We start from the raw sequence: 24,500 nt of genomic DNA on the forward strand, positions 1-24,500 counted from the left end.
GCATGCGCAGCCACCACTGCGCATGCGTTTTTCTTTTTAGCCCGCGATGACTTCACCTGTCCCGATCAATGGCATGGACTATGAGCAGCTGCTCGCCCTGTGCGATGCAGCCGCCGTAAGTCGCGCGCACGCGGATAACCTGCGCGCAGCCATCTTTCGCCACTATCAGACCGACTTTTCTGCCATGGCTGAGCTGCCAAAACGGCTGCAAAGCTATCTGGCGACCCGCACATTCCTGCTTGAACCGGCCTGCACAGCCATGCGACAGGCCGATGATGGCACTCGCAAGCTGCTGCTGAGCATGAGTGACAGCAAAGAGGTTGAAACGGTACTGATCCCTGCCGCCGGCCGGCTGACCCAGTGCATCTCGACCCAGGTTGGCTGCGCTGTCGGCTGCACCTTCTGCCTGACGGCTACGGCAGGGCTCACCCGCAATCTGAGTGCAGCCGAGATGGTCGCAGAGGTGATGGCAGGGCAGCGCATCAGCGGCAAACAGGTACGTAACCTGGTGCTAATGGGCATGGGCGAACCTCTGCATAACTACGACGAAGTAGCCCGCTTCCTGCGCATCGCAACCGATCCGAAAGGCATGGCCTTCTCACCCAATCGCGTCACCCTCTCCACCTCGGGGCTGGTGCCGGCCATGCAGCGGATGATCAGCGACAACCTGCCATGTAATCTGGCTGTATCCCTGAATGCCACGACCGATATCGTTCGCGATCAGATCATGCCGATCAACCGCAAATACCCGATCGCCATGCTGCTGGAAACCGTGCGTGACTATATTGCCGCTCGCGGCAATAAACGCGTGCTGATCGAATATGTTTTACTGGCCGGCGTGAATGACACCCTTGATGATGCGCATCGTCTGTGTGAACTGATGGCCGGAACCGGCTGCACCATCAACCTGCTGCCATTTAACAGCTATGAAGGTCTCCCGTTCCGGCGACCGGATGATGCGACTGTCTCGGCCTTCCGCGCCGTACTGGTAGAGGCAGGTATGGTCGCCGTCGTACGTGAGTCGCGGGGGCGGGATATTGCAGCTGCCTGCGGACAACTGAAAACAGAGGTGATGCAACGCCGGGCAGGTAAAAACAGAGCAGACTGAACCGCTACACCTGCTCGGTAGCCAGTCGCTGCAAGCCAGCGGTATCCGCCAGAATCACCTTGCCACGGCTGAGCGCCACATAACCATGACGTTCAAAATCCTTCAGAATGCGGCTGATCACCTCACGGGCGGTACCCAGCTCGGTTGCCAGCTGTTGATGCGTCAGTTGTAACGCGTGACTGCCGGCGTCCAGCTCAAGCAGCCGGCGGGCGAGACGAACATCCATCCGGCCAAAGGCGACATCCTCAATCAGCGCCATCAAATCGGCGATACGATCGGATATCATGGCAAGCGCAAAGCGGCGGAAGCCGGGCTCTGACAACAGCGCATCAAAACGGGCCGCAGGCAACAGCACCAGCTCTGTATCCTCCTCGGCTACACCTTCGGCAGGATAAGCCCTTCCCGCCAGCAGGCAGGAGGTGGTCAGCATGCAGGTCTGTCCATCCTCCACCCGGTAGAGCACAATTTCACGCCCCTCCCTGTCCATCTTCTGCACCCGCACAGAGCCTCGCATGACAAAGACGTATCCCTGGCAAAGATCACCATCACGAAAGAGCACCGTTCCCTTCGGCACACGAGCCAGATGCAGGTGAGTCAGCTCGGCAAGCACGGATGCCGGCAGGCCGGCAAGCGCAGGAAAAGACGATGCAATCGCAGCCTCGGTCATAACAGCTCCAGTTTACAGTTTTTGATCCGGCTCAGTGAGCGTGAAAAGCGTTGCCAGTCCCACTGTCGGCCCGGATCCCACTTCCGACCCGGCGCAACATCCTGATGGCCAACAATATGATCCGGAGTAATCTGCGGATAGCGCTGCATCAGGGCCCGGCATACACGGGCGACTTCCCGGTACTGCGCCTGTGTGAACGGTACCCGCTCATCGCCAACCATTTCAATTCCGATGGAAAAATCATTACAGCCGTCACGGCCGTTCCATGTCGATACACCGGCATGCCAGGCGCGCTCATCGCAGGCAACAAACTGTGTCACCCTGCCACTGCGGCCAACGACAAAGTGGGCCGAGACCTTCAATCCCTCCAGATCGGCAAACGAAGGCTCTGCCCGACAATCAAGGCAGCCCGTAAACAAAGCCTCAATATAGTGCTCGTCGAACTGACCATCCGGCAGACTGATCGCATGCAGCACGATCAGGTCGATCAGAGTCCCGGCGGGCCGCTCATTCCGGTGAGGAGACACAAGTGTACGCATCGCCTCATCATGGGCACTGTCGCCATGCTTGTCATGCCCGAATCAATGGTTGCATCCGGGGATATGGATTTATTGCCTCCTGGCAAAAACAATCTGCAAAGTGATACCCATTGTCACACCACCCTTTATTATCACCCGATTTACGTCCAAAATAGGGCGATGGTGACAAGCTCCCCTGATAAATCAGCGCAACTGATGCGCATGGCGACCTATGCATCGACCGGTGTCGCACTGGTGCTTATTTTAACCAAAACCATCGCCTGGATGATGACCGACTCAGTCAGCCTGCTGGCAACCCTGATTGACTCATGCCTTGATGCTGCGGCATCGATTCTCAATTTGCTGGCCGTACGCCACGCACTGGAGCCCGCCGACAAGCAACACCGATTCGGTCATGGCAAGGCTGAATCGCTGGCGGGTCTCGGCCAGTCAACGTTCATTGCCGGATCCGCCCTGTTTCTCTGCTTTGAGGCCATCGGCCGCATGTCCCATCCGCAACCACTTGATGCCGTCAGCGTCGGTATCGGCGTCATGCTCTTCTCCATTCTGGCCACACTTGGCCTGGTCTTTTTCCAGCAGTATGTGATTCGCCAGAGTGGTTCAACTGCCATCAAGGCGGACCATCTGCATTATAAAACCGACCTGATCGTCAATGCGGCCGTCATACTGGCCCTGATACTCGCCTCTTACGGATGGCCGGGCTTTGATCCCGTCTTCGCTATTGCCATCGCCGGCTATATTTTCTTCAGCGCCTGGGAAATTGCCCGTGAGGCACTGGATCTGCTGATGGACAGGGAGCTTCCCAATGAGCGCCGCACCCGCATCAAGGAGATTGTGCATGCCCATCCACAGACACGCGGCATTCATGATCTGCGCACCCGCAAATCCGGCATGACCGAGTTCATTCAGTTGCATCTGGAGCTGGATGGCGATTTAACGCTGATGCAGGCTCATGCCATTGCCGATGATGTGGAGAACCGGATTCTCGCAGAGTTCCCCGGTGCGGAGGTGATTATTCACGAAGATCCACACGAACTGATCGAGCCGCGCCCGGAGTTTTTGCCATGAAAAGACACCTGTTTCTGCTACTGTTAGTGCTGCTTCCACTGACCAGCGCACGTGCAGCAACCGATGTAGTCACCGTTGATTATCTGCCACTGGAAGAGGCGGCGGCTGCCGTACGCAGCCAGCTGTCACCCGCTGGCACGGTATCGGCACTTGCCTCACGGCGTATGCTCGTCATTGATGATGATGAGAGTCACCTGCAAAAAGCCCGCGCGCTGCTGAAACGACTCGACAGCGCACCGGAACAGTACACTGTCCGCATGACACTGGCCGACAGCAGCAGCAACCGGGATAGCAGACGCGACATCAGCGGCAGCGCACAGGCAGGAGCCCTCCCCGGCGGATGGATGCGCATACAGATGCACAACCAGCAAAACCAAAGCATGAACAGCCAGCAATTTTCATTGCTGTTAAGCGCCGGCCAGCCGGCCAGCATGGAGGTCGGCACCATCGAAGCGGTCGCCGATACCCGTACCTGGCTCAGCGCTTACGGCATTGTACAGGCGCAAGGGGTGGAGCTGATACCGGTGACCTCCGGCTTCCGCGTTAATGCCCGTCCCGCCGGCAATGATCAGGTCCACATCCGCATCACCCCGTGGATGCAGCGCATGACCACTCAGGTACAGGGCCAGCATGAGATACTGATAGACCTGGGCTCCACTGCCGCTCCCGGCCTGCCTCCGGGACAGGTCGACAATATGCGGATGAACGCCACGCCCACCACACAGAGTCAGCGCATTGATATCAGCGGTGCGGCTACCGAACTCACCATCCCGGTCAATGAAGAGGTGGAAATTGCCGCCTCAAATGGTGAGGCCAGCCAGCTCGGTGAAGCACTGTTAAGTCGTTATTCAAGCACCGGCCGGAGAAACTTTGTCATCAGGATAAGCGTCAACCGCCATTAAGGAATCGCTGATTCATCCAGCGATTCCGTGCGGGCCATGGACGGCTCGCCAAATCAGACACGTAAGTGTTTGACTTGTAAGTAAAGGCAGAATGACTCGGGCATCATACCCTCGCCCTGCGGGCGGCCTTTGGCCGTCCAATCGGCTTCCTGCCTCTTTGTCACGCTTTTGCCTTTACGGACTGATTTTTGCCAGGAGGGCAATAAATCAGCATCTCCTTAAGGAGCTGCTGATTCATCCAGCGATTCCTTGCGGGCCATGGACGGCTTGCCCGATCAGCGCTGTAAGCGGTAGCGCTCGGCCTTTCGCTCAAGCCAGAACTGGCGATATTCGTCTTCACTGACCTCGCCGTCATGATTGGCATCCATCTGGGCAAAACGGTCCTGTGCCTGCTGCTCAACCATGGCGTTGTATTCATCAAATGAAACGGCACTGCTGGCATCCGTATCCAGTGCCATAAAGGCATCGACAACCTTGTCGGTGGATGTTTTCTGCGCAGCCCAGGCTGGCGTAGCCATGACAACAACCAGCAGAATGGCGCTTAAACTCCGAACAGACATACTCAATCCTCGCATTGCCGTGGGTGACGACAGACGGCATCATAGCCGATGAGATTGCCACAAGTCCATGCACGGACAGTGTGGTGGCAGCAGCACAGCAGCAGTAGTGATATTCATCCGATGGGGAGAACATGCAGGCTTATCTTGACCTTATGCGCCATGTGCGCGATCACGGCACACAAAAAGGTGACCGCACCGGTACAGGTACGAAATCGGTATTCGGCCACCAGATGCGTTTTGATCTCGCCGCCGGATTTCCGCTGGTTACCACGAAGAAGATTCACCTGAAGTCGATTATTCATGAGCTGCTATGGTTTCTCAAAGGCGACACCAACACCCGTTACCTGACAGAAAACGGTGTCACCATCTGGAATGAGTGGGCGCTCGAAAATGGTGATCTTGGCCCGGTCTATGGCTACCAGTGGCGCAACTGGCCAACCCCTTCAGGCCATACCATTGACCAGATCAGCGACCTGATCGAACAGATCAAATGCCGGCCCAATTCCCGCCGCCTGATTGTCTCTGCGTGGAATGTCGCCGATCTGCCGGATGAGTCGATCAGCCCGCAGGCCAATGTGGAGCAGGGAAAAATGGCGCTGGCCCCCTGCCATGCCTTTTTCCAGTTTTATGTTGCAGATGGCAAGCTCTCCTGCCAGCTCTATCAGCGCAGTGCCGACATTTTTCTCGGCGTGCCATTTAATATCGCCTCCTATGCACTACTGACCATGATGATTGCCCAGGTGTGTGAACTTGAGGCCGGCGATTTCATCCATACCTTTGGCGATGCCCACCTCTACTCCAACCACAGTGAGCAGGTTGAAACCCAGCTGAGCCGCAACTGTTTGCCATTGCCATCGATGCGGCTGAACCCGGACATCAAAAACATATTCGACTTCACCTATGACGATTTCGAACTCATCGGTTATGAAAGCCATCCGGGCATCCGGGCTCCCATTGCCATTTAGGGAGGTACTGATTCATGGCCATCCCGGCGGGCCACCCATCAGCGGCATGGCGGTGATCATCAGCCATCGTTTGCCGACACCTGTCCGCAACAGGTGTGAGCAGGCTGCACATGGCACATGAGCCAGCAAGCGCTGAATGGCAACGCGTTGAGGAGTGGATTGCCGACCATGGTGACTACCTTTATCGCTTTGCCTGCTCGCGCTTAAACGGTGATCGGGAGACCGCCCTTGATCTTGTTCAGGAAACACTGCTCGCCGCATGGAAGGCGCACCATCAGTACCAGGGTTCCTCCTCCCTGCGCACCTGGCTGACAGGCATCCTGAAACACAAAATCATCGATCATATGCGCGCCCGCTCGCGCATGGAAAAACTGGCCGACGATGTCAGCAACGATCCAGCCTCCGACTGGTTTGGCACGGATGGTCACTGGCATGAATCACCAAAAACGTGGAGTGCTTCGCCCGAAGCATTGTCGGAAAACCGTGATTTCGACAACATCCTGAAGGCCTGCATGGACAAACTCCCGCCCTTGCAGGCGCAGGTATTCTTTTTTCGCGAAATGGATGGTGATAGCAGTGAAGATATTTGTAAGAATCTCTCTATCTCACCGTCCAACTTTCATGTGCTGATGCACCGGGCCAGACTGTCGCTGCGCCATTGTCTGGAGCTGCACTGGTTCGGACAACAGAGGAAAAACAGCTGATATGTATACATGCAAACAGGCCAGCCGCATTGCTTCCGATGCGCTTGATCGCAAACTGACATGGTATGAGTGGCTCAATCTGAAGCTGCACCTCGCCATTTGCGCCATGTGCAGAAATTTTGAACAAAACATTCACCTGCTTGCATCGACAGTGAAAAAGCCGGACGACACCGCCGCAGTGACACTTTCTGCTGATGATCGGGAGCAGCTCAGAAAAAACATTCAATCCATCCTGGAAAACAAGTGACCCGATGCCCGCAGCTGTGCCGAACCGGTCACATCATATGTAAGAACCGCGACCTCTCTGCGACTACATGCATATGACAACCGTAAAGATGGAGCCTCCTGTCGATGATATACGGCACAAACCACAAGACTCCCCCCGACAAGATGGCTGATGAAACGCTGTCAGGTGATTGTCATTGAGGATTGAACCATGGGCTTCAGCACAGATGCCATCAGGCAAGCACAAAGTACCACGGCCTCGCTCATGAAAAGAAGCGTACTCGCCCTGTCGCTCGCACTGCTTGTCGGGCTGTTTTTTTACTTCGACCTGCAGCAACTGCTGACCCTCGATAGCGTCCGGGAACGACTGGCCGGGATTGAAGCCTGGCGGGCATCAGCCCCGCTCACCGCCGCGTGTCTGTTTTTCATGGGCTATATCGTGGTCGTTGCGCTCTCCCTGCCCGGTGCGACCATCATGACACTGCTCGCCGGAGCGCTGTTCGGACTGGTTACCGGTACCATCATCGTCTCATTTGCCTCAAGCATCGGTGCGCTGCTCGCATTTCTGGTCGCGCGCTACCTGCTGCGGGATACGGTGCAAACGAAATTCGATGGCGAACGCCTGCAGACGATCAACGAGGGCATTGCCCGGGATGGTGCCTTTTATCTGTTTACGCTGCGCCTGATCCCGCTCTTTCCCTTCTTCCTGATTAACCTGCTGATGGGGCTGACCACCATTCGCGCCACCACCTTTTACGGGGTCAGTCAGATCGGCATGCTGGCCGGCACCATCGTATATGTGAATGCAGGCACCGAGCTGGCACAGCTGGAGCATCTGTCAGACATCCTGTCGCCCTCGCTGCTGCTCGCATTTGCCATGCTGGGACTATTGCCATGGCTGGCCAGGAGGGTGGTCGCCATCATGCAACAACGACGTATCTATGCGCGCTGGCAGAAACCGGCCCGCTTTGATCGCAACCTGATCGTCATCGGCGCCGGTGCCGGCGGGCTGGTCTCCGCCTATATCGCAGCGGCGGTAAAGGCAAAAGTCACCCTGATTGAGGCCGGAAAAATGGGCGGTGACTGCCTCAATGGTGGCTGCGTACCTAGCAAAGCGCTGATCCGCAGTGCAAAGCTGGCGCATCAGATACGCCATGCCGATCGCTTCGGACTGACCAACAGCGAGCCCGCCTTCTCATTTAAACAGGTGATGGCGCGGGTGCATGCGGTCATCAGTCAGGTGGCCCCGCACGACAGCATCGAGCGCTATACCGCCCTTGGCGTTGAGGTCTTGCAGGGCTATGCCCGCATCATGGATCCGTGGACTGTGACCGTCACCCATGACAACGGCGAGGTACAGCGGCTGACCACACGCAGCATCGTGATTGCCACCGGCGCCCGCCCGTTTGTCCCGCCGCTGCCGGGCATCGATGCAGTCGGCTATCTGACCAGCGATACGCTGTGGGATGCATTGGCCAAACTGGATCAGCCGCCAAAACGGCTGGTTGTGCTCGGTGGCGGCCCGATCGGCTGCGAACTGGCCCAGTGTATGGCCCGCCTGGGCTCCGGCGTTACAATGATCGAAATGGCGCCCCGCATCATGATCCGTGAAGATGAAGAGGTCTCCGCACTGGCCGCCCGCGCACTGATTGCAGATGGCGTCCGCCTGTTCACGAATCACAAGGCGCTACGGTGCGAAATCAGCGAAGGGCGAAAGTATATCGTCATCGCGCAGTCCGGAGAGGAGAAAAGGATTGAATTTGACCAGCTGCTCTGCGCCGTCGGGCGGACGGCACGCCTTGAAGGCTACGGTCTGGAGGAGCTGGGCATCAAAAGCGGGCGCACGATCAGCACCAACGCATATCTGGAAACGCTCTATCCGCATATCTATGCCGCCGGCGATGTCGCCGGTCCATGGCAATTCACCCACACCGCCGCCCATCAGGCCTGGTATGCGACCGTCAATGCGCTGTTCGGCCACCTTAAGCGTTTCAAAGTCGATGACCGGGTGATTCCGTGGAGCACATTCATTGATCCGGAGGTGGCGCGCGTCGGCCTGAACGAGCAGGAGGCGAAAGAGAAGGGGATCGCTTGCGAGGTCACCCGCTATGATCTTGCTGATCTGGATCGGGCCATCACCGATGGTGCCGCCTGTGGCTTTGTGAAGATACTTACAGTCCCCGGCAAGGATCGCATCCTCGGCGTTACCATCGTCGGCGAACATGCCGGTGAGCTGCTGGCCGAATTCGTACTGGCCATGAAGCACAACCTTGGCCTGAACCGCATCCTTGCCACCATCCACACCTACCCCACCTGGTCTGAAGCCGGCAAATATGCGGCCGGCGAATGGAAGCGGGCTCATGCACCACAGAAATTGCTGCGCTGGCTGGCTCGCTACCACGCCTGGCGCCGGGGTTAACGACTGATGCCTGATTCAGTCCCCGGATCGTCATAAGGAGACTCCCTGTGTCCCATCACGTCATAACCCTGTCGACCATCACCTGCCCCGCATGCGGACACAGTAAACAGGAGACAATGCCCACCGATGCGTGCCAATGGTTTTATGAGTGTGAATCATGCCACCTTCTGCTCAGACCAAAGCCCGGTGATTGTTGCGTATTCTGCTCTTTTGGCGACATCCCGTGCCCGCCTGTTCAGCAACATCACGGCTGTTGCCAATCCGGTCACAGCAGCGCGTCATAAAAAGACACACCGCTTGCACGGGGCCGGTCTGCATACCCCATACTGTTCAAGCGATGCAGAATCGTTACATTGCTTGAGCACCGTGATCGATTTATCACAACACACCACTGTCATGAACACGAGGAAACATATGCATCACGTAGTGAAGGATTATTACGGCAAGGAGCTTGGCAGCTCGGCCGATCTGAAAACCAATGCCTGCTGCGATGCCAGCGCTGTACCGGCCTGGCTGAAACCGTTGCTGGCCAATATTCACCCGGAAGTGTTATCGCGCTACTACGGCTGCGGTCTGGTCTGCCCGCCATTGCTCGAGGGGTGTCGCATACTGGATCTGGGCTCCGGCTCGGGCAGGGATGTCTATGCATTATCTCAACTGGTCGGCCCTGACGGGCTGGTAGTCGGGGTGGATATGACCGATGAGCAGCTGGCCATTGCCGAGCAACACCGCGCCTACCATGCCGAACGCTTCGGCTATGACAATGTCCGTTTTTTGCACGGCTATATCGAGAAACTGGATGAGCTGGATCTTGAGCCCGGCAGCTTCGATGTGATTGTCTCCAACTGCGTCGTCAACCTGTCACCGGACAAGGCTGCCGTATTGCGTGGCGTGCAGCGGCTGTTAAAAGAGGGCGGGGAATTCTATTTCTCCGATGTCTATGCCGACCGCCGTGTGCCGGAAGCGGTCCATAACGACCCCGTACTGTATGGTGAGTGTCTGGGCGGAGCCCTTTACTGGAATGATTTTTTACGGCTGGCCAAAGCGAACGGCTTTACCGACCCGCGACTGGTCGAGGATCGCCCGCTGGAAATTACCGATCCGGAACTTGCCTCCCGTGTTGGCAGCCTGCGCTTTTTCTCGGCCACCTATCGACTGTTCAACATCGCGGACCTTGAAAGTGACTGTGAGGACTTCGGTCAGGCAGTCATCTACAAGGGCAGCATTCCTGAACATCCGCTAAGCCTGATGCTCGACAAACATCACGATATCGAAACCGGCCGCGCATTTCCCGTGTGCGGCAATACATGGCGCATGCTGAACGAGAGCCGCTTTGCCGGCCATTTCGACTTCATCGGCAATTTCGACCGCCACTATGGCCTGTTTGAAGGCTGTGGTGGCGGCCTGCCATTTGATACCGACAAGGCCACCGCCTCATCATCCTGCTGTTAAGGAGATGCTGATTTATTGCCATCCTGCAGCTCACCGGGCGACGGAAAAGCCGTCCATGGCCCGCACGGAAGCACTGACAGATCAGCGATTCCTTAAGAACCATCAAACCGGCCGGAGGGATTCAGATCTTAACTCCGGCCGGCTTACGCCTCTGTGATCAGCCCTTCAGCGCAGCGATGCCTGCACGCAAGCGGGCAAGGGTCTCGTCCTTGCCAAGCAGATCCAGCGTCAAATCAATCGGCGGCGAAACAGGGCCACCGGAAACAAGGATGCGAACCGGCTGGGCAAGCTTGCCCATATTCACCCCTTCTGCCTCACAGATGCTCTGGATCTGCGCATGCACTGCGGCTCCCGAATAATCCTCCATCGCTTCAATGGCGCTGATAAAGCTTTCCAGCAGTGGCCAGCTGCTATCCCGGAAGTTCTTTTTAACCGCCTGTTCCTGATAGGAGGTCGGAGCAACATAGAAAAAGCGAGCGCCTTCGGCCAGCTCGACCAGATTCTTTGAACGCTCCTGCAGCGCAGGAATCACAGCGGCCAGATCAGGCCCCGCAGCCGTATCCACCGCCAGCAAGCGAGCCACTTCATCGACAATGGCTGCAGCATCCGCCTCTCTCAACCAGTGAGCATTGAGCCAGTCGAGTTTCTGCTGATCAAAACGGGCAGCCGCCTTACCGACCTGCTCCAGTTCAAACAGCTCGATCATCTGCTCACGCGAGAAGACCTCTTCATCGCCATGTGACCAGCCGAGTCGGGCCAGATAGTTATTTACAGCCTCTGGCAGATAGCCCTGTTCACGGTACTCGGTAATGGCCACGGAACCATGCCGCTTGGACATTTTGGCACCATCCGGCCCGTGAATCAGCGGGATATGAGCAAACTGCGGAATCGGCAGCCCCAGCGCCTGATAGAGCTGAATCTGACGCGGCGTATTATTGAGGTGATCGGAACCGCGGACCACATGGGTAATCGCCATGGCAGCATCATCGGCGACCACAGCCAGGTTATAGGTTGGCGTCCCGTCACTGCGCAAAAGGATCAGATCATCCAGCTCGGCATTCGGAAAGCTGACATCGCCCAGCACCAGATCATGGACAACGGTTTCGCCCTCATCAGGCGAGCGAAAACGCACCACAAAGGGGGCATCTGCCGGGCGATCAGAACGGTGACGGCAACGGCCATCATACATCGGTTTTTCGCCTGCAGCCCTCTGCGCCTCGCGCATTTCATCAAGCTCTTCCTTGCTGCAATAACAACGATAGGCATGGCCCTCTTCCAGCAGCTGTTCTACAGCAAGCACATGCTCGGCCTGACGGGCCGCCTGAAACACCGGCTCACCATCCCAGTCCAGCCCGAGCCATTTCAATCCGTCCAGAATCACCTGAGTTGCTTCATCGGTAGAGCGTTCCCGGTCAGTATCCTCAATACGAAGTACAAACTGACCACCATGATGGCGCGCATACAGCCATGAAAACAGTGCGGTGCGGGCACCGCCAATATGCAGCATGCCGGTTGGTGATGGAGCAAAACGGGTACGTACGGTCATCAAACTCTCCTCAATCTTATAAACAGGGCGGCGCAGGATAGCCTGCATTACGGTACAATTCACGAATCTCGATCAGCAGCAAACATGCCTCGATTTTCGCCGCCACAGCGGCACAAACGGCGGTTAATGAGCCGGCGCAGTCGTTGCTGCGGCCGGAGCCTGGGGCGTATCGGTCGCTGCTGCCGGGGTGGCGGGTGATGTAACCGCATGCACAGACGTCTGCTGCATACGCTCTGTCGCCTGCCGAACCGAAATTTCATCCGTCATGGCAGGAATCGTCACCCAGAGACCGGTGGCCAGTGTCAACAGAATCACACCGGCAATCCAGCGGTTCAGGCGAAAGAAACAGAGCAACATCATCAGCACCGCAATAGCGAGCACAATCAGCAACACGGTTTCCACATAAGGGAGAACCCCGACCGGAAGATTGTAAACAATGGAATGAATCATGGTATCTCTCCTGCCACACATAGCGCACGTTGAATACAGGCAAGCCTCAGCCTGCCAGCCATACATTGCAATATGCAGACGTCACGACACTGCGGGAGAAAAGCCCCCTGTACAGAAAGTGGCAACGGCGTTCATCATCCGGCCACACCTTTTCTGGCAATCAGGTGCAGGTACCGCCCCATATATAGAAATGGTTCCTGCCTGGCATATTTAAGCTCGATGCGAACCATCTCTTCGCTTGTTCGCATGCCATGCACCCTCGGCTCCATATAGTCGTGAATCACACGAACGCCGGCCCTGCCCAGCAGGTCAAAATGCCAGTCGGCCAGCCACGCCTGAACGTCAGCAAGTGAATGCGGATGATATGGGGTCAGCCCGCTCCCCTCGCCGCCCTGATGTTCACTCTCGGCCTTGCGCCAGTTACCCCGGATCAGGTTGCGGAATATCAGCGCATCGCGATTGTAGAACATCAGTGAAAGCCCTCCGCGAGGAGTGATCAGCTGCAACAGCTGTTGCAGTGTCTGTTTCGGCTCGGCCAGCCACTCCAGCACCGCATGAAACAACACCAGATCAAACTGGCCATGCTCCCTGACATTCAGCATCTGCACGGGCCCGTGAATAAAGGTGACCGATGCCGAAGGTAACGCCTCTGCAAAGGTGGCCTGCGCCTGCCGCACCATGGTTGCGGACAGATCGGCAAGCACCAGCTCATGACCAAGCTCTGCCAGCTTCAGCCCCATTTGCCCCAATCCGCAACCGGCATCAAGAATGCGTAATGGCTTGCCTGCGGTAAGCTCCGGCAGGGTATCGAGCAAATGCTGCCAGATGACGGCCATACGCAGCTCGCCTTTGGCACTGCCATAAATATTACGCACAAAGCGCTCATATAAATCATCAAAATTGCGATCAGAACGAATCATCTCACCACCGGAAAAAGATCACTGCCCACTTCAGCGCGCATACTGCATCAGCCATGCCTGGACTGATACGGGCACACCACTGTCATGCAGGAGGCATCTTTGCGTATAGGGGGCAGGACTTGTTTCGCGCATTTTCATCGGTGGATTTAATGATGCGACTCACCGTTGAATTAAGAGTCAATAACAACAATACCGAAGCCTGGCACCGCTGTTAGATGGCCGAACTCATTCGAGCTGTTCGCCTGCCAGATCATCGCACCGGTCGCCGCATCGGTCACCGATGTCATATGAAAGAACGGGCTGTAGTTTTGCTTCACCGTGAGGCCGGTCGGATAGGTGATGGTATCGACCCGGCCCAAACTGTCGTAGCCGGTCGATACACTATAAAACTGGCCACTGATCGTCGTATTGCTTGCCGCAACCCGACCGAAGCACTCATACACATACGACCTGGACGCCATACCGCCGCGCTCGCTGCTCAACGCACCGATCCCTTATGGGAAAAAAATTCAAGGCGACTTCAAACCCAATTCAAATACCCATTTGTCATGCCTGACCCGGTTATGATTTGTCATGCCTGACCCGGCTATGACCTCAAATTCTATCCGCAACGGTCTGGCCAAGAGAGCACGCTAACATCAACAATGCGCGAAACGAGTCCTGACCCCTTTTTCTAAAAGTCCTTTCACCTGATCACTACTCAGGCTAATCTCGTAATCGGCCATCTGCTTTCTCTCCTTGGTTTTTGATGTCTCGCAACACCAAAACTAACGGAAAGCAGGTGGCCACCCACCCATCCTGAATTTACAGCACTATTGGGACTCAACCCTGACCTTATAAAAAGAAACGAACCAATAAAACAATAACAACACCCATCAACAAAATTACATTCAATACAAATGAGAGCAGGCGAATTTTTCGATTACTTTTGGATGGGCTTAAATGTCCAGCATAACCTGCATAGAATTCCTCTCCTCTCAAGTATCCCTTAATAACCAAAATACAGAAAAATAGAAAACCAGAACTAGCCCAATAGAAAAGATCTACATCCCTTTTTGCCAAGAGTGACAACAATAGCATTACCCCAATAATCAAGACTAATATTTTGATGTTGCCATTCATTTATCAGGATCCGGTAGGCCTGCTATTTGATCAGTAATAATGGCCGTGCGTGTGCCGACTATATGGCCGGCCATTATACTGGCCTGATATCCTCCTGCTTTTCCAAGTAAAAAAGTCGCCACTTTTGAGGGATCATTGGTTACGTAATAATGGGCCGTGGCAGTAGCACCAGATAAAAAGTCCATTGCTACAGAAATCCTTGCCACAACGGCAAGTGGCCAAGATAAAATGGCAAAAACTCCGCCTGCTACTTCTAGTTTTTGCGCAGCTGTTGTTTTTGGCAGATCATACCCCATCGCTTTCCTCATCGCATAAGCATTAGCTTCTGCATGAGATGCAAAATACCCATTCCCATGGAATTCATCATTGAACAACCTCTGGAAAGCTCCTGTCTGGAATCCACTCCAGAAAGATCCGCCTGTCATATTGGATGCAACACCGGCTATTGCTCCTGCAATCGCAACTCGGGCAAACATATGGCCAAATGTATCCCCTTCAACTCCAAACTTGCCTCCACCGATACTTCCCGAAAACTTTGCAATGCCCGCAGTGAAAAAGCCTGTTCCAAAATTGCCGCCCTGAACATAATTCATCGTTCCGCCAGCCACGCCATTGGCCATTACACCTGCAAATGTACCGAATTGATCGCCTATCCCTCCAGCACCGGCAAACATAGCCCCGCTTATTCCACCCAGGACCGCACCTTCAATACTCCCCGTATTGATAAACCCTGCAATCGATCCCGCTAGCATGCAAGGCCTCGGGGTCAGGACTCGTATCGTGCATCGATTAGCCGAAGGGGATGCGCAAAACGAGTCCTGACCCCTAAGATCTGCTTGATGACTTACTGACAAGATAGGGCCAATACCACCCCGGATTGGTCGTTAGATCATTATAACAGGTCGATGATATCGTACCATCAGCGCGATACTCATAGGTGTTTCGGCCGAACCCGTCATAATACCAGCGGGTTGTCAGCCCGTTTGGTCCCGTCAGGCTACTTTTTACAGGAAGGGGTCAGGACTTGTTTCGCGCATTTTCATCGGCGGATTTAATGATGCGACTCACCGTTGAATTAAGAGTCAATAACAACAATACCGAAGCCTGGCACCGCTGTGGCACCGCTGTGGCACCGCTGACTAAATACCGAAGCCTGGCACCGCTGACAATCTCTGAAAGCGGCAGATGCCTCAACAACTGCTTCCGCTTCGGAATCCCTACCGTTGCACCACTCCCGGCTACCTGCAACCGACTTCTGAACAGATCCTTATGGGAAAAAGATTCAAGGCGACTTCAAACCCAATTCAAATACCCATTTGTCATGCCTGACCGGGTTAGTCATCGGCAATCAATCTAGCAGGTTCAAGTCCCGAGAGGCAGGGCCAGGCCTTGAATGGCGGATCGGATAAAGTGGAAGGGCAAAGATAAAGGGTAACGTCCCCTTTATCTTTGCGCCTACATGTTTTTTTGGCAGGCGGCTGGAATATTTCCTCCAAATTGAATAACTTTATTCACCCTCATCAACCCATCATAATTTAACGCAAATCCATCCAGTTTTTCATTTTTGACGCCTCCAAGAAAAATAATGAAAATGTGCTCATAAGGAGATTTTGTCCGATGAAGATATTCAGCCTCTAATTGTTTTAGCACTGGTTCCGGTGCATCCACCCAGTATTCCTTAGCTTCACTACATACGTAAACAGAGTTCACGCCTTCGCCCCATGTATAAAACGCTTCAATTTCTTTTGAGGGATTGGCGCAAGCGGTCAGCTGCATAAAAGAGAATAGCATAAGTAAAACCCAAAATTTCTTCATTCACTAGTACCTCATTGGATTCAACGAGCTTCCATTAGAATCATGTAATTTTATATGGACATGGTTGGTGATTCCTGGATACCGTGGGTTAAGATCTTGAGCAATACCAATATAGGCACCGGCCTCAATTGACTTACCAATCATTGCGTCAGCAACATCTACATACCAAATAGTAGCCTCTACACCATTAGAGGCACGAATCACTATCCCATCATAAGCTTTGGTTCCTTGATAAGGATACGAACGCCGTACAATTGTACCCTCGATTGGCGCGACAACGTTTTGCCCCGCTTCAGAAATAAAATCAATACCATCATGAGTTCTGTTTCCGCGCGGTGCTCCATATCCCCCATTACCCCATTTATCATCCCCTCTAACGCCCATACCAGTAGGGCTCTTTAATAACCTTGCCTCATCATTCAGCAACCTCGCAAAAGCAGCGCCTTGGAATCCATCCACGAACTTCCCGCCGGACGCACTTGCTGCAACTCCGCCGAGTACGCCAGCAGCAGCAACTCTAACAAATATGTCGCCTTGAACATCGCCAGTTCCGCCGAATCCGTCAATAGTACCTGCGAAAGCACCATTGACGAACCCTCCTATCATGCCTGAGGCCATGTCTCCGCCGCCCATGGCTGACATTAGCCCCCCGCCAAAAGCATGCGCAACCCCCTTGCCGAGCATTGCTCCAAATCCATCCCCGAAGTTTGCACCGTGTAAGGAACCAAAATATGCGCCGCCAACTGCACCAATTAGTGCACCTTGTAAACCACCACCGCTTAGCGCCCCCATTAGGCCACCAGTAATTGCTCCTGCAGCAATTGATCCCATTTCCAAGTATCCGATAAGATAATATTGCTGAAAGGCAAATGCTGCTGCAATCATTGCGAACGGTTTTACCGCCTTCCACAAATTTCCCAGGCTCCAGTGCCCCGATGGATCGGTATATGCCAGCGGATTATTGAGCACATAGCTGTAGCGATTAAACGCCTGCATATTGCCTGCCCCCGGAACCACGGTATCCGCCGAGATGAAGCGGCCGAGGATCGGATCGTAGAGTCTTGCATTCATGTTGATCAGGCCGGTGGAGGCATCCATCTCGTGGCCGGTGAAGCCGCGCGTGGTGTTGGTTGCGCCCATGGCTTTGGCCACTCCTGTGACCGGATCGACCGGCAGACCGAAGACATCAAAGCGCAAGCGCTCGATTACGGCTCCCATCGCATCGGTGATCACGCTGATGCTGCCCAGATGATCGCCATGCATATATTTCGTGCTGACCATGCCGTTCACATCCTCGATCGAGGCCACCAGCTTGCTGCCGGCATAGACATGCGCCACATCCTTGCGGATGCCATTCATCACCGTACGCTCAAACAGCTTGCCGATGTAATGTGTCTCACTCGTGGGTGTCGTCTGGCTGATACGGTTGTGCCCGGCATCGTAGCCATAGCCGGTATATCCGTTCGCTGTACTGATCCCCAGCGGTTTGTTGAAGCTGGTCCAGCTGTAGGTCCGACCGGCTCCCGCCAGCATATTGCCGTTGGCATCGTAGCTGTAACTGGACGCACCGGCCGTTTGCACCGCATGCGGGTGATACGGATCGTAGACATAAGCGCCCACATCGGATTTGCTGGTGATATTGCCAATGGCATCGTATTGATAAGTCTTCTGCAGCACACCGACTGCATCGCGCACATTGAGCAGGCGATTAAGGCTGTCGTACTCGAACCTCTCCGTATAGTTCATCACGCCATCGGTGCGGAACAGCATGTTACCGATAGCGTCATAGTCATAGGACCAGTTCTGGATCGTGCTCCCGTTCACACTCGACTGCTGCCCGGTCAACACACCGCGCACGGCATCATAGGTGTGGGTGGTCGTAACACCGTTACCGAAGGATTCCGAGGTCAGGTGGCCGAACTCATTCGAGCTGTTCGCCTGCCAGATCATCGCACCGGTCGCCGCATCGGTCACCGATGTCATATGAAAGAACGGGCTGTAGTTTTGCTTCACCGTGAAGCCGGTCGGATAGGTGATGGTATCGACCCGGCCAAAACTGTCGTAGCCGGTTGATACACTATAAAACTGGCCATTGATCGTCGTATTGCTTGCCGTAACCCGACCGAAGCGGTCATACACATACGACCTGGACGCCATACCGCCGCTCTCACTGCTCAGCGCACCGATCCACTGCGTATCATAAACCCAGCTGCTGGTTCCCTCGCTTTCCGTACGGGAGGTCATGCGTCCCAGAGCATCATAAACCATGGCGGCAGACTGGCCCTTCGCATCCACCTGCAAAATCAGATGACCAAGCGTATCGTAATCGTAGCTCCAGCGGCCCATATCCGGATCGACCATACCAATCTTGCGACCACGAATATCGTAGCTCATCGTTGTCACATGGCCTGCCGCGTCCTTCGTCTCAGTAAGATTACCAAAAGCATCATAACTGTAGGTCATCCTGCCGCTGGCCGCATCGGTGACGCTGACAACCTTACCCTGGCTGTTTTTTACCGTTGTGGTCGTTTGCCCCTGCGCATTGGTCACAGTCGTAGTCAGTCCATTGTAAGAGGTGCGCGTAGTGTTTCCAGCAGGGTCGGTGACGGTCACGGGGCGCCCCAATGCATCGAAGCTGTAGCTGGTCCACATGATACTTGCCATACCGTCCTGATAGGTGTCCGTTTGCAGGGATAATTGCCCCTTGCCATCGTACTTTTTGACCCTGATCAGCCAGTTACCCGCCAAATCCTTGTCATAATAGTTGTATAGCTCACGCCCATAAGCATCCGAATATAGGTATTGTGGGCTCTTGCCACTTGATGATTTAAAAATAACCGAACCCCAATACCAGCCGGGATTGGTCGTTCTGTCGTAATAGTAAATCGATGAAATCGTACCATCGGCACGATACTCATAAGTATTTCGGCCAAACCCGTCATAATACCAGCGGGTTGTCAGCCCGTTTGGTCCCGTCAGACTACTTTTTACGCCGAAGCGGACATCCCATGTATAGGTTTCCTTGTGCCCGAGTGCATTGGTGGTTGAGACAGGATACTGGCCATTCAAGTCGTAGGTGACCGTCGTCACATGCGGCGTTATGCCTGCTCCGCTGACAATCGTTTTTGTGCGATTTCCAAAACTGTCATAAGCATATTCGGTTATCTGACTCAGTGCCGCATTGTCTGGCTCAATCCGCTCAAACTGTAACAGCCCATTGCTGAAGTAATCGAAACTGCTGGTGCGGGTTTGGCTGTCCGTCGGAGACGAACTGGTTACGGTCGCTTTTAACAGGCGACGAATCTTCCAGCATGCAGGATCAACCGGCGTACAAATATCTGTATCGCTATAGATATTCTGAACGCTTTTGCTGTAACCATCGGTTGTCGTTGCGCTGCTTGCCAGCAAATGACCGAAATCATCATACGAGGAGGTGGTTGTTTCACTGCCAAGCAGGGTTCCGTTCAGGTCCCAGCGACTGGAACTGGTTGAGGCCGCATATGCGAAATTACGGGTGCCGCCGTTGTATGATTTGGCGGCCCACGCAGTCGAGATTTGTGACAGCATTCTGCTACCAAGTGAGGTGGTTACAACCGTAGGTCTGCCCTGAAAAACAATGTCTTGAGCATATCCGGTCGTTGTCGCAATGCCGGTCTGCTCATCGGTCTGGATCACATGGGCAAAACCACGGAACTCCTGCTTGCTCGCCACATATAGGCCTCCGCTATAGGCATAGGATGAGGATCGCGTCTCCACACTCGTACCACTGGTCGCCACACGGCTGACGGTCCAGGGCCTCGGGGTCAGGACTCGTATCGTGCATCGATTAGCCGAAGGGGATGCGCAAAACGAGTCCTGACCCCTAAGATCGCATATCGGGACCCCATCGGGCATCTGTTGATACCTGATGCAAACATTCGGTTCATCGCGGAAGTCCGGGAGCCAGTGCCGGTAAAGATGAGCTGATGCCGCTTGATTCCCCCTTATAGATTGGCCGAACAGAGTGATTCACTACAGAAACAGGCTGCGAATGCAGCCGCTGTAGTGAATGGCTCGCATGAGGGAATCCGCAGGACAAAAATATCGGGGACGGCTTTGCCGCCGCCAGGGAGCGGCAGGATGCGGCGAGTCAAATCGGGCGCGCAAGTGCTTGATTTGTAAGCAACTGAAAAATGACTCGGGCATCATACCCTCGCCCTGCGGGCGGCCCCTGGCCGTCCAGTCGGCTTGCTGCCACTTTGTCGCGCTTTTGCCTTTGCTTACTGATACGGGCACACCACTGTCATGCAGGAGGCATCTTTGCTACACTGCATAAGCTCGCCAAAAGGTTCACAGGAGGAAGTCATGCACAAATGTGTGATTGCATCTGTTATCCTGTTATTTATCGCAAGCCCGGCACATGCTGCGGATCAACAGCAGCCGGCTGAGCAGATCGGCCTGCTCAGCTGCAAGCTCCAGCCAGCCACCGGCATCAGCCTTCTCATTCGCTCCACCCGTTATATCCGTTGTGAATTTACGCCGGAAAAGAGCGACCGCCATATCTATTACAAGGGCGAAACAGGCATCGGCTTCGGGCTTGATATCGCCGTGAACAGAGGTTCTGAGGTCGCCTATGCCGTGCTTGCCCGCCGCGTTGATCCGCATGCCGACCCGCAACTGGCGGGCACCTACTCCGGCGCCGGCGGCACAGCCACATTCGGCCTGTCAGCCGGTGGCACCGCCCCGATTGAAAAACAGGATGGCAGCATCACCCTGCAACCGATTAACGCCGACAGCAGCGGTGCCGGCGTGACACTCGGCTTCACCTACCTCTATCTTGAGAATGACCCGCACTGACCAGAGGTTCAAAAAACTGCCCGGCTATCATATCGTATCCTGCTTCCTCTGACGCGAAAAAATCAGCGGTTCCCAATCGCGCAGTGCCAGAAACAGGCCGACATTATGCCTCTCCCGGATACTGACCGTCTCCCCCTCTTTGCGCAGCTCGGCAAACTCATGGGCCAGCCCATGTAACCGCCGCAGCAGCGTCTCCCGACCGGCCGTCGTCAACTGACCATGCAGATAGAGTCGCATCTCTTTGTCCTGATCAAACTCGGCATCAAGAAACTCGCCGAGAAGATGGCGCATAAAATAGACCTCTATCGGCCCGCGCGGCAACCAGCGGAAATCCTCCGCAACACGCAGTTTGATGCGATTGTTGGGGTGAAGCTCCAGCAACTTCAACTCTTCAAGGCGCGCCAGATAGCGAAAAAGTTCGGCCCGCGTAAATGTGAACGCAGCAAGAATTTCATCGAAACACCAATGGTTACGGGCACAGACCGCCACAAGAAACAGCCGTTTATCTGCCACCAGTTCCTTCTCCTGCTCAATCGTCAGGCTGGATATGCGATGACGCTGCTGATCGAATAAACGAACAAGGTCAATGAAGTCCATGCCAATCATGTCACAGATCATATCGATGCGCCTGAGCGTAAAGTGCCCGGTCGAAAACATTTTCTTCACGCTGGCCTCACTCATCCCCAGATGAACTGCGACATCAGCATAGGTCACACTGTTCAGCTTTAATGCCCGCTTGAGTGTTTCCAGCGCCGCTCTGGTGTTATCCATATGCCCCCCTCAAACCACAAAGAAAGTATAAATATATTATACCCACCATATACTATTGTGATACATATCACAATATATTTTCCGTTTATTTCACCCTCATCCATACTGACTACCGCGAAGGCATAAAACCTTCGTCACAGGAGGAGACCATGAAAACATTCATCACAACCATTGGAGTCACACTGACACTGCTCACCATGAGCGGGCAGGCGCTGGCACAGGGCAGCATTCAACACTCCGCACAGGCATTCAATCACTCTGTACAGGCATCAGGCCATACCGTTATTGCCGGTGCAAAACTGTCTGCCGGTGTCATCGCTGTACCGCTTCTCATCGCAGGCTCGGTCGGGGCGGTCAGCGCTGCCAGCGGCAACGCACTGATGCACGAGGCCGATAACGACTTCGGCAAACCCCTGCAGGTATCCGATGAAGCCATTACCGCAGGCCCTACCCCGACACAGGCCATCTACGGCCCGCAAAGGCAGGAGTAGAAGATGAAACCATACATATATACAGCTCTTGCGCTGATACTGCTCTTCGTCCTGAATGGCAAAGCCGAAGCCGGTAGCATGGCCGGTGGCGAGCCTCAGTTTTCTGCCGAACAGATTGTTTCATTTGCCAAAAAGGTTGAAAAAACGGTTGCTGCACGCGGCGCACGGGTATTTATTCTGGCCAGAGCCGGCAGACCGGCCTCGGAGATGCCGGAGGGATTTCACTACACCCATGTCGCTTTCGGCGTCTATTCGACAATCAAAACCGACGATGGCCGTGACATTGCCGGCTATGCCATTTATAACCTCTATCAGGACGATAAACAGGCTGATCGCAGCAGACTCGTCCAGGACTACCCGGTCGATTTTTTCGCCAGTGTCTTCGAGCTTAAAAGTGGCATCGTGATTCCCCGCCCCGAGCTGCAGAAGCGGCTGCTGGATGTGATTGCATCCGATACCTACAAAAAGCTGCATAATCCGGCTTATTCAGTGGTCGCCAACCCATACAACAACCGCTATCAGAACTGCACCGAGTTCACCCTCGATATCATACAGGCCGCCATCTACAACACAGCGGATACCCGGGTGATCAAGGCCAACAATCGCGCCTATTTCAAGGCACAGGAGGTCCATGTCTCCCCGCTCAAGCTGTTGCTTGGAAGCATCACCATGCCGGATCTGAAAACCGGCGACCAGAGCCATGGCATTCGCACGGCATCATACACCACCATTGCCGGCTATCTGAAACAATATGATCTGGTACAGGAAGAGCTGCTGGTCACACCATAAAAAAACAGGGCCTGCAACATGTGCAGGCCCTGTTTCAAATCAGCAGCGATACGGCTCGATCAAACGTAGCTGAGCCAGCCGTCATGCTCGGCACTGCGGCCATGCACAACATCAAAGTATTTCTTCTGCAGAACCTCTGTGACAGGCCCGCGTGAACCGCTACCGATCGTACGCCCGTCCAGCTCACGAATCGGAGTCACCTCTGCTGCCGTGCCGGTAAAGAATGCCTCGTCAGCAACATAGACCTCATCACGGGTAATACGCTTCTCGCGCACCTCGTAACCGGCCTCGCGAGCCAGCTGAATCACCGTAGCGCGGGTAATACCATCAAGCGCGCTGGTAAGCTCCGGCGTATAGATGACGCCATCATAAACCATAAAGAAGTTCTCTCCGCTGCCTTCGGCCACAAATCCTTCGCTATCAAGGAACAGTGCCTCGTCATAGCCATCGCGCAGCGCATCGGAAAGTGCCAGCATCGAATTGATATAGTTGCCGTTCGCCTTGGCCTTGCACATGGCGATATTGACATGATGGCGTGTAAACGAAGAGGTACGAATGCGGATCCCCTTCTCCAGTGCCTCCTTGCCAAGATAGGCACCCCAGCTCCAGGCGGCCACGATCACATGGGTCTTGAGGTTATCAGCACGCAGTCCCATGCCCTCGGAACCATAAAAGCACATCGGTCGAATGTAGGCGGAATCAAGGTTGTTCTGCTTCACAGCCGCAAGCTGTGCTGCATTGATCTCCTCTTTTGAGAATGGCATCGGCATATTCATGATCTTTGCCGAACGGAAGAGACGATCAGTGTGCGCCTGCAGACGGAAAATCGCGGTGCCGGCATCAGCATGATAGGCGCGGACTCCTTCAAACACGCCCATACCATAATGCAATGTGTGCGTGAGTACATGTACCTTGGCATCGCGCCAATCCACCATTTCGCCATCGAACCAAATCAATCCGTCACGATCTGCAAAGTTCATCTGTTCTGCTCCTGAGGTTGTACCTTCAAATTATCCCGTTCCCGACCAGCCGGATCATGGCACATCGGCACTATCCGGGGCCTGACAGCAGGCGAGAGTGCATTCGCCGGCTGAAAATGGTCCCAAATGTAGCGTCTGACCGCCACACGCGCCATATCCTCTGTGCGTGCA

Annotated in this window: 25 protein-coding genes; 12 read left to right on the forward strand and 13 right to left on the reverse strand. The window is 54.7% G+C overall.

Going from position 1 to position 24,500, the window contains the following annotated elements; translation table 11 throughout:
* Positions 1-46: 46 nt before the first annotated feature.
* Positions 47-1,108: a dual-specificity RNA methyltransferase RlmN gene (rlmN, locus tag FEF65_RS02405; protein ID WP_138238199.1), complete on the forward strand. Its 1,062-nt coding sequence runs from the start codon at positions 47-49 to the stop codon at positions 1,106-1,108.
* A 4-nt stretch (positions 1,109-1,112) separates the two neighbouring features.
* Here rlmN and FEF65_RS02410 read toward each other — a convergent pair whose 3' ends face one another.
* The gene (locus tag FEF65_RS02410) at positions 1,113-1,775 is read right to left on the reverse strand and encodes a Crp/Fnr family transcriptional regulator (protein WP_138238200.1); all 663 of its coding nucleotides are present in this window, start codon (positions 1,773-1,775) and stop codon (positions 1,113-1,115) included.
* Positions 1,772-2,314, reverse strand: coding sequence for a 1,6-anhydro-N-acetylmuramyl-L-alanine amidase AmpD (ampD, locus tag FEF65_RS02415; RefSeq protein ID WP_138238201.1), 543 nt, complete (start codon positions 2,312-2,314; stop codon positions 1,772-1,774). The genes FEF65_RS02410 and ampD overlap by 4 nt, the downstream gene beginning before the upstream one ends.
* A 159-nt stretch (positions 2,315-2,473) precedes the next feature.
* Here ampD and FEF65_RS02420 point away from each other — a divergent pair, with 159 nt between their 5' ends.
* Together FEF65_RS02420 and FEF65_RS02425 are read left to right on the forward strand one after the other, a co-directional pair.
* Complete coding sequence (locus tag FEF65_RS02420) at positions 2,474-3,382, forward strand: cation diffusion facilitator family transporter (RefSeq protein ID WP_138238202.1); 909 nt, start codon at positions 2,474-2,476, stop codon at positions 3,380-3,382.
* On the forward strand, positions 3,379-4,284 hold the full coding sequence (locus FEF65_RS02425; RefSeq protein WP_138238203.1) for a secretin N-terminal domain-containing protein: 906 nt from the start codon (positions 3,379-3,381) through the stop codon (positions 4,282-4,284). The genes FEF65_RS02420 and FEF65_RS02425 overlap by 4 nt, the downstream gene beginning before the upstream one ends.
* A gap of 275 nt (positions 4,285-4,559) precedes the next feature.
* Here the strand turns inward: FEF65_RS02425 and FEF65_RS02430 are convergent, their stop codons facing one another.
* A complete protein-coding gene (locus FEF65_RS02430) occupies positions 4,560-4,844 on the reverse strand; it encodes an EF-hand domain-containing protein (RefSeq protein ID WP_138238204.1) in 285 nt (94 codons plus the stop codon).
* Positions 4,845-4,975: 131 nt separating this feature from the next.
* Here FEF65_RS02430 and FEF65_RS02435 point away from each other — a divergent pair, with 131 nt between their 5' ends.
* From FEF65_RS02435 to FEF65_RS02460, 6 genes are all read left to right on the forward strand, one after another.
* On the forward strand, positions 4,976-5,809 hold the full coding sequence (locus FEF65_RS02435) for a thymidylate synthase (RefSeq protein WP_138238205.1): 834 nt from the start codon (positions 4,976-4,978) through the stop codon (positions 5,807-5,809).
* Between the two features lie 110 nt (positions 5,810-5,919).
* Positions 5,920-6,513, forward strand: coding sequence for a sigma-70 family RNA polymerase sigma factor (locus FEF65_RS02440; RefSeq protein WP_138238206.1), 594 nt, complete (start codon positions 5,920-5,922; stop codon positions 6,511-6,513).
* 1 nt (position 6,514) lies between these two features.
* Positions 6,515-6,760 carry an anti-sigma factor family protein gene (locus FEF65_RS13520; protein ID WP_176582337.1) on the forward strand — a complete coding sequence of 82 codons (246 nt, stop codon included), beginning with the start codon at positions 6,515-6,517 and terminating at the stop codon, positions 6,758-6,760.
* A 243-nt stretch (positions 6,761-7,003) separates the two neighbouring features.
* Complete coding sequence (locus FEF65_RS02450) at positions 7,004-9,157, forward strand: FAD-dependent oxidoreductase (protein ID WP_138238402.1); 2,154 nt, start codon at positions 7,004-7,006, stop codon at positions 9,155-9,157.
* A gap of 47 nt (positions 9,158-9,204) precedes the next feature.
* Positions 9,205-9,441 (forward strand): GDCCVxC domain-containing (seleno)protein, encoded by a 237-nt coding sequence (locus tag FEF65_RS13710; RefSeq protein WP_138238207.1) that lies wholly within the window; start codon positions 9,205-9,207, stop codon positions 9,439-9,441.
* 130 nt (positions 9,442-9,571) lie between these two features.
* The gene (locus tag FEF65_RS02460; protein WP_138238208.1) at positions 9,572-10,609 is read left to right on the forward strand and encodes a methyltransferase domain-containing protein; all 1,038 of its coding nucleotides are present in this window, start codon (positions 9,572-9,574) and stop codon (positions 10,607-10,609) included.
* A gap of 157 nt (positions 10,610-10,766) precedes the next feature.
* On the opposite strand, the gene gltX is transcribed toward FEF65_RS02460, so the two are convergent.
* The 8 genes from gltX to FEF65_RS02500 form a co-directional block, all read right to left on the reverse strand.
* Positions 10,767-12,155, reverse strand: a complete 1,389-nt coding sequence (gltX, locus tag FEF65_RS02465; RefSeq protein WP_138238209.1) for a glutamate--tRNA ligase — start codon at positions 12,153-12,155, stop codon at positions 10,767-10,769.
* Between the two features lie 123 nt (positions 12,156-12,278).
* Complete coding sequence (locus FEF65_RS02470; protein WP_138238210.1) at positions 12,279-12,605, reverse strand: hypothetical protein; 327 nt, start codon at positions 12,603-12,605, stop codon at positions 12,279-12,281.
* Between the two features lie 134 nt (positions 12,606-12,739).
* A complete protein-coding gene (locus tag FEF65_RS02475; protein WP_138238211.1) occupies positions 12,740-13,525 on the reverse strand; it encodes a methyltransferase domain-containing protein in 786 nt (261 codons plus the stop codon).
* Between the two features lie 170 nt (positions 13,526-13,695).
* Entirely contained in the window at positions 13,696-14,007 is a 312-nt protein-coding gene (locus FEF65_RS02480) for an RHS repeat domain-containing protein (protein ID WP_138238212.1), read from the reverse strand.
* A gap of 352 nt (positions 14,008-14,359) precedes the next feature.
* On the reverse strand, positions 14,360-14,647 hold the full coding sequence (locus FEF65_RS02485; RefSeq protein ID WP_138238213.1) for a hypothetical protein: 288 nt from the start codon (positions 14,645-14,647) through the stop codon (positions 14,360-14,362).
* Positions 14,644-15,321, reverse strand: a complete 678-nt coding sequence (locus tag FEF65_RS02490; protein ID WP_138238214.1) for a hypothetical protein — start codon at positions 15,319-15,321, stop codon at positions 14,644-14,646. The genes FEF65_RS02485 and FEF65_RS02490 overlap by 4 nt, the downstream gene beginning before the upstream one ends.
* A 781-nt stretch (positions 15,322-16,102) precedes the next feature.
* Positions 16,103-16,462 (reverse strand): hypothetical protein, encoded by a 360-nt coding sequence (locus FEF65_RS02495; RefSeq protein WP_138238215.1) that lies wholly within the window; start codon positions 16,460-16,462, stop codon positions 16,103-16,105.
* A 3-nt stretch (positions 16,463-16,465) separates the two neighbouring features.
* Complete coding sequence (locus FEF65_RS02500; RefSeq protein WP_138238216.1) at positions 16,466-20,356, reverse strand: RHS repeat-associated core domain-containing protein; 3,891 nt, start codon at positions 20,354-20,356, stop codon at positions 16,466-16,468.
* Between the two features lie 450 nt (positions 20,357-20,806).
* On the opposite strand from FEF65_RS02500, the gene FEF65_RS02505 reads away from it, so the two are divergent.
* Complete coding sequence (locus tag FEF65_RS02505) at positions 20,807-21,298, forward strand: DUF992 domain-containing protein (RefSeq protein WP_161595161.1); 492 nt, start codon at positions 20,807-20,809, stop codon at positions 21,296-21,298.
* A 27-nt stretch (positions 21,299-21,325) separates the two neighbouring features.
* Here FEF65_RS02505 and FEF65_RS02510 read toward each other — a convergent pair whose 3' ends face one another.
* Positions 21,326-22,069 carry a helix-turn-helix domain-containing protein gene (locus FEF65_RS02510; RefSeq protein WP_138238218.1) on the reverse strand — a complete coding sequence of 248 codons (744 nt, stop codon included), beginning with the start codon at positions 22,067-22,069 and terminating at the stop codon, positions 21,326-21,328.
* A gap of 149 nt (positions 22,070-22,218) precedes the next feature.
* On the opposite strand from FEF65_RS02510, the gene FEF65_RS02515 reads away from it, so the two are divergent.
* Positions 22,219-22,560 carry a mechanosensitive ion channel protein MscS gene (locus FEF65_RS02515; RefSeq protein ID WP_138238219.1) on the forward strand — a complete coding sequence of 114 codons (342 nt, stop codon included), beginning with the start codon at positions 22,219-22,221 and terminating at the stop codon, positions 22,558-22,560.
* Positions 22,561-22,563: 3 nt separating this feature from the next.
* Positions 22,564-23,349 carry a DUF2145 domain-containing protein gene (locus FEF65_RS02520; protein ID WP_170304408.1) on the forward strand — a complete coding sequence of 262 codons (786 nt, stop codon included), beginning with the start codon at positions 22,564-22,566 and terminating at the stop codon, positions 23,347-23,349.
* A 59-nt stretch (positions 23,350-23,408) separates the two neighbouring features.
* On the opposite strand, the gene FEF65_RS02525 is transcribed toward FEF65_RS02520, so the two are convergent.
* Complete coding sequence (locus FEF65_RS02525) at positions 23,409-24,329, reverse strand: branched-chain amino acid transaminase (protein WP_138238220.1); 921 nt, start codon at positions 24,327-24,329, stop codon at positions 23,409-23,411.
* Between the last annotated feature and the right edge of the window lie 171 nt (positions 24,330-24,500).

The organism is Mariprofundus erugo, assembly GCF_005818865.1.
GTDB classification, from domain to species: Bacteria; Pseudomonadota; Zetaproteobacteria; order Mariprofundales; family Mariprofundaceae; genus Mariprofundus; species Mariprofundus erugo.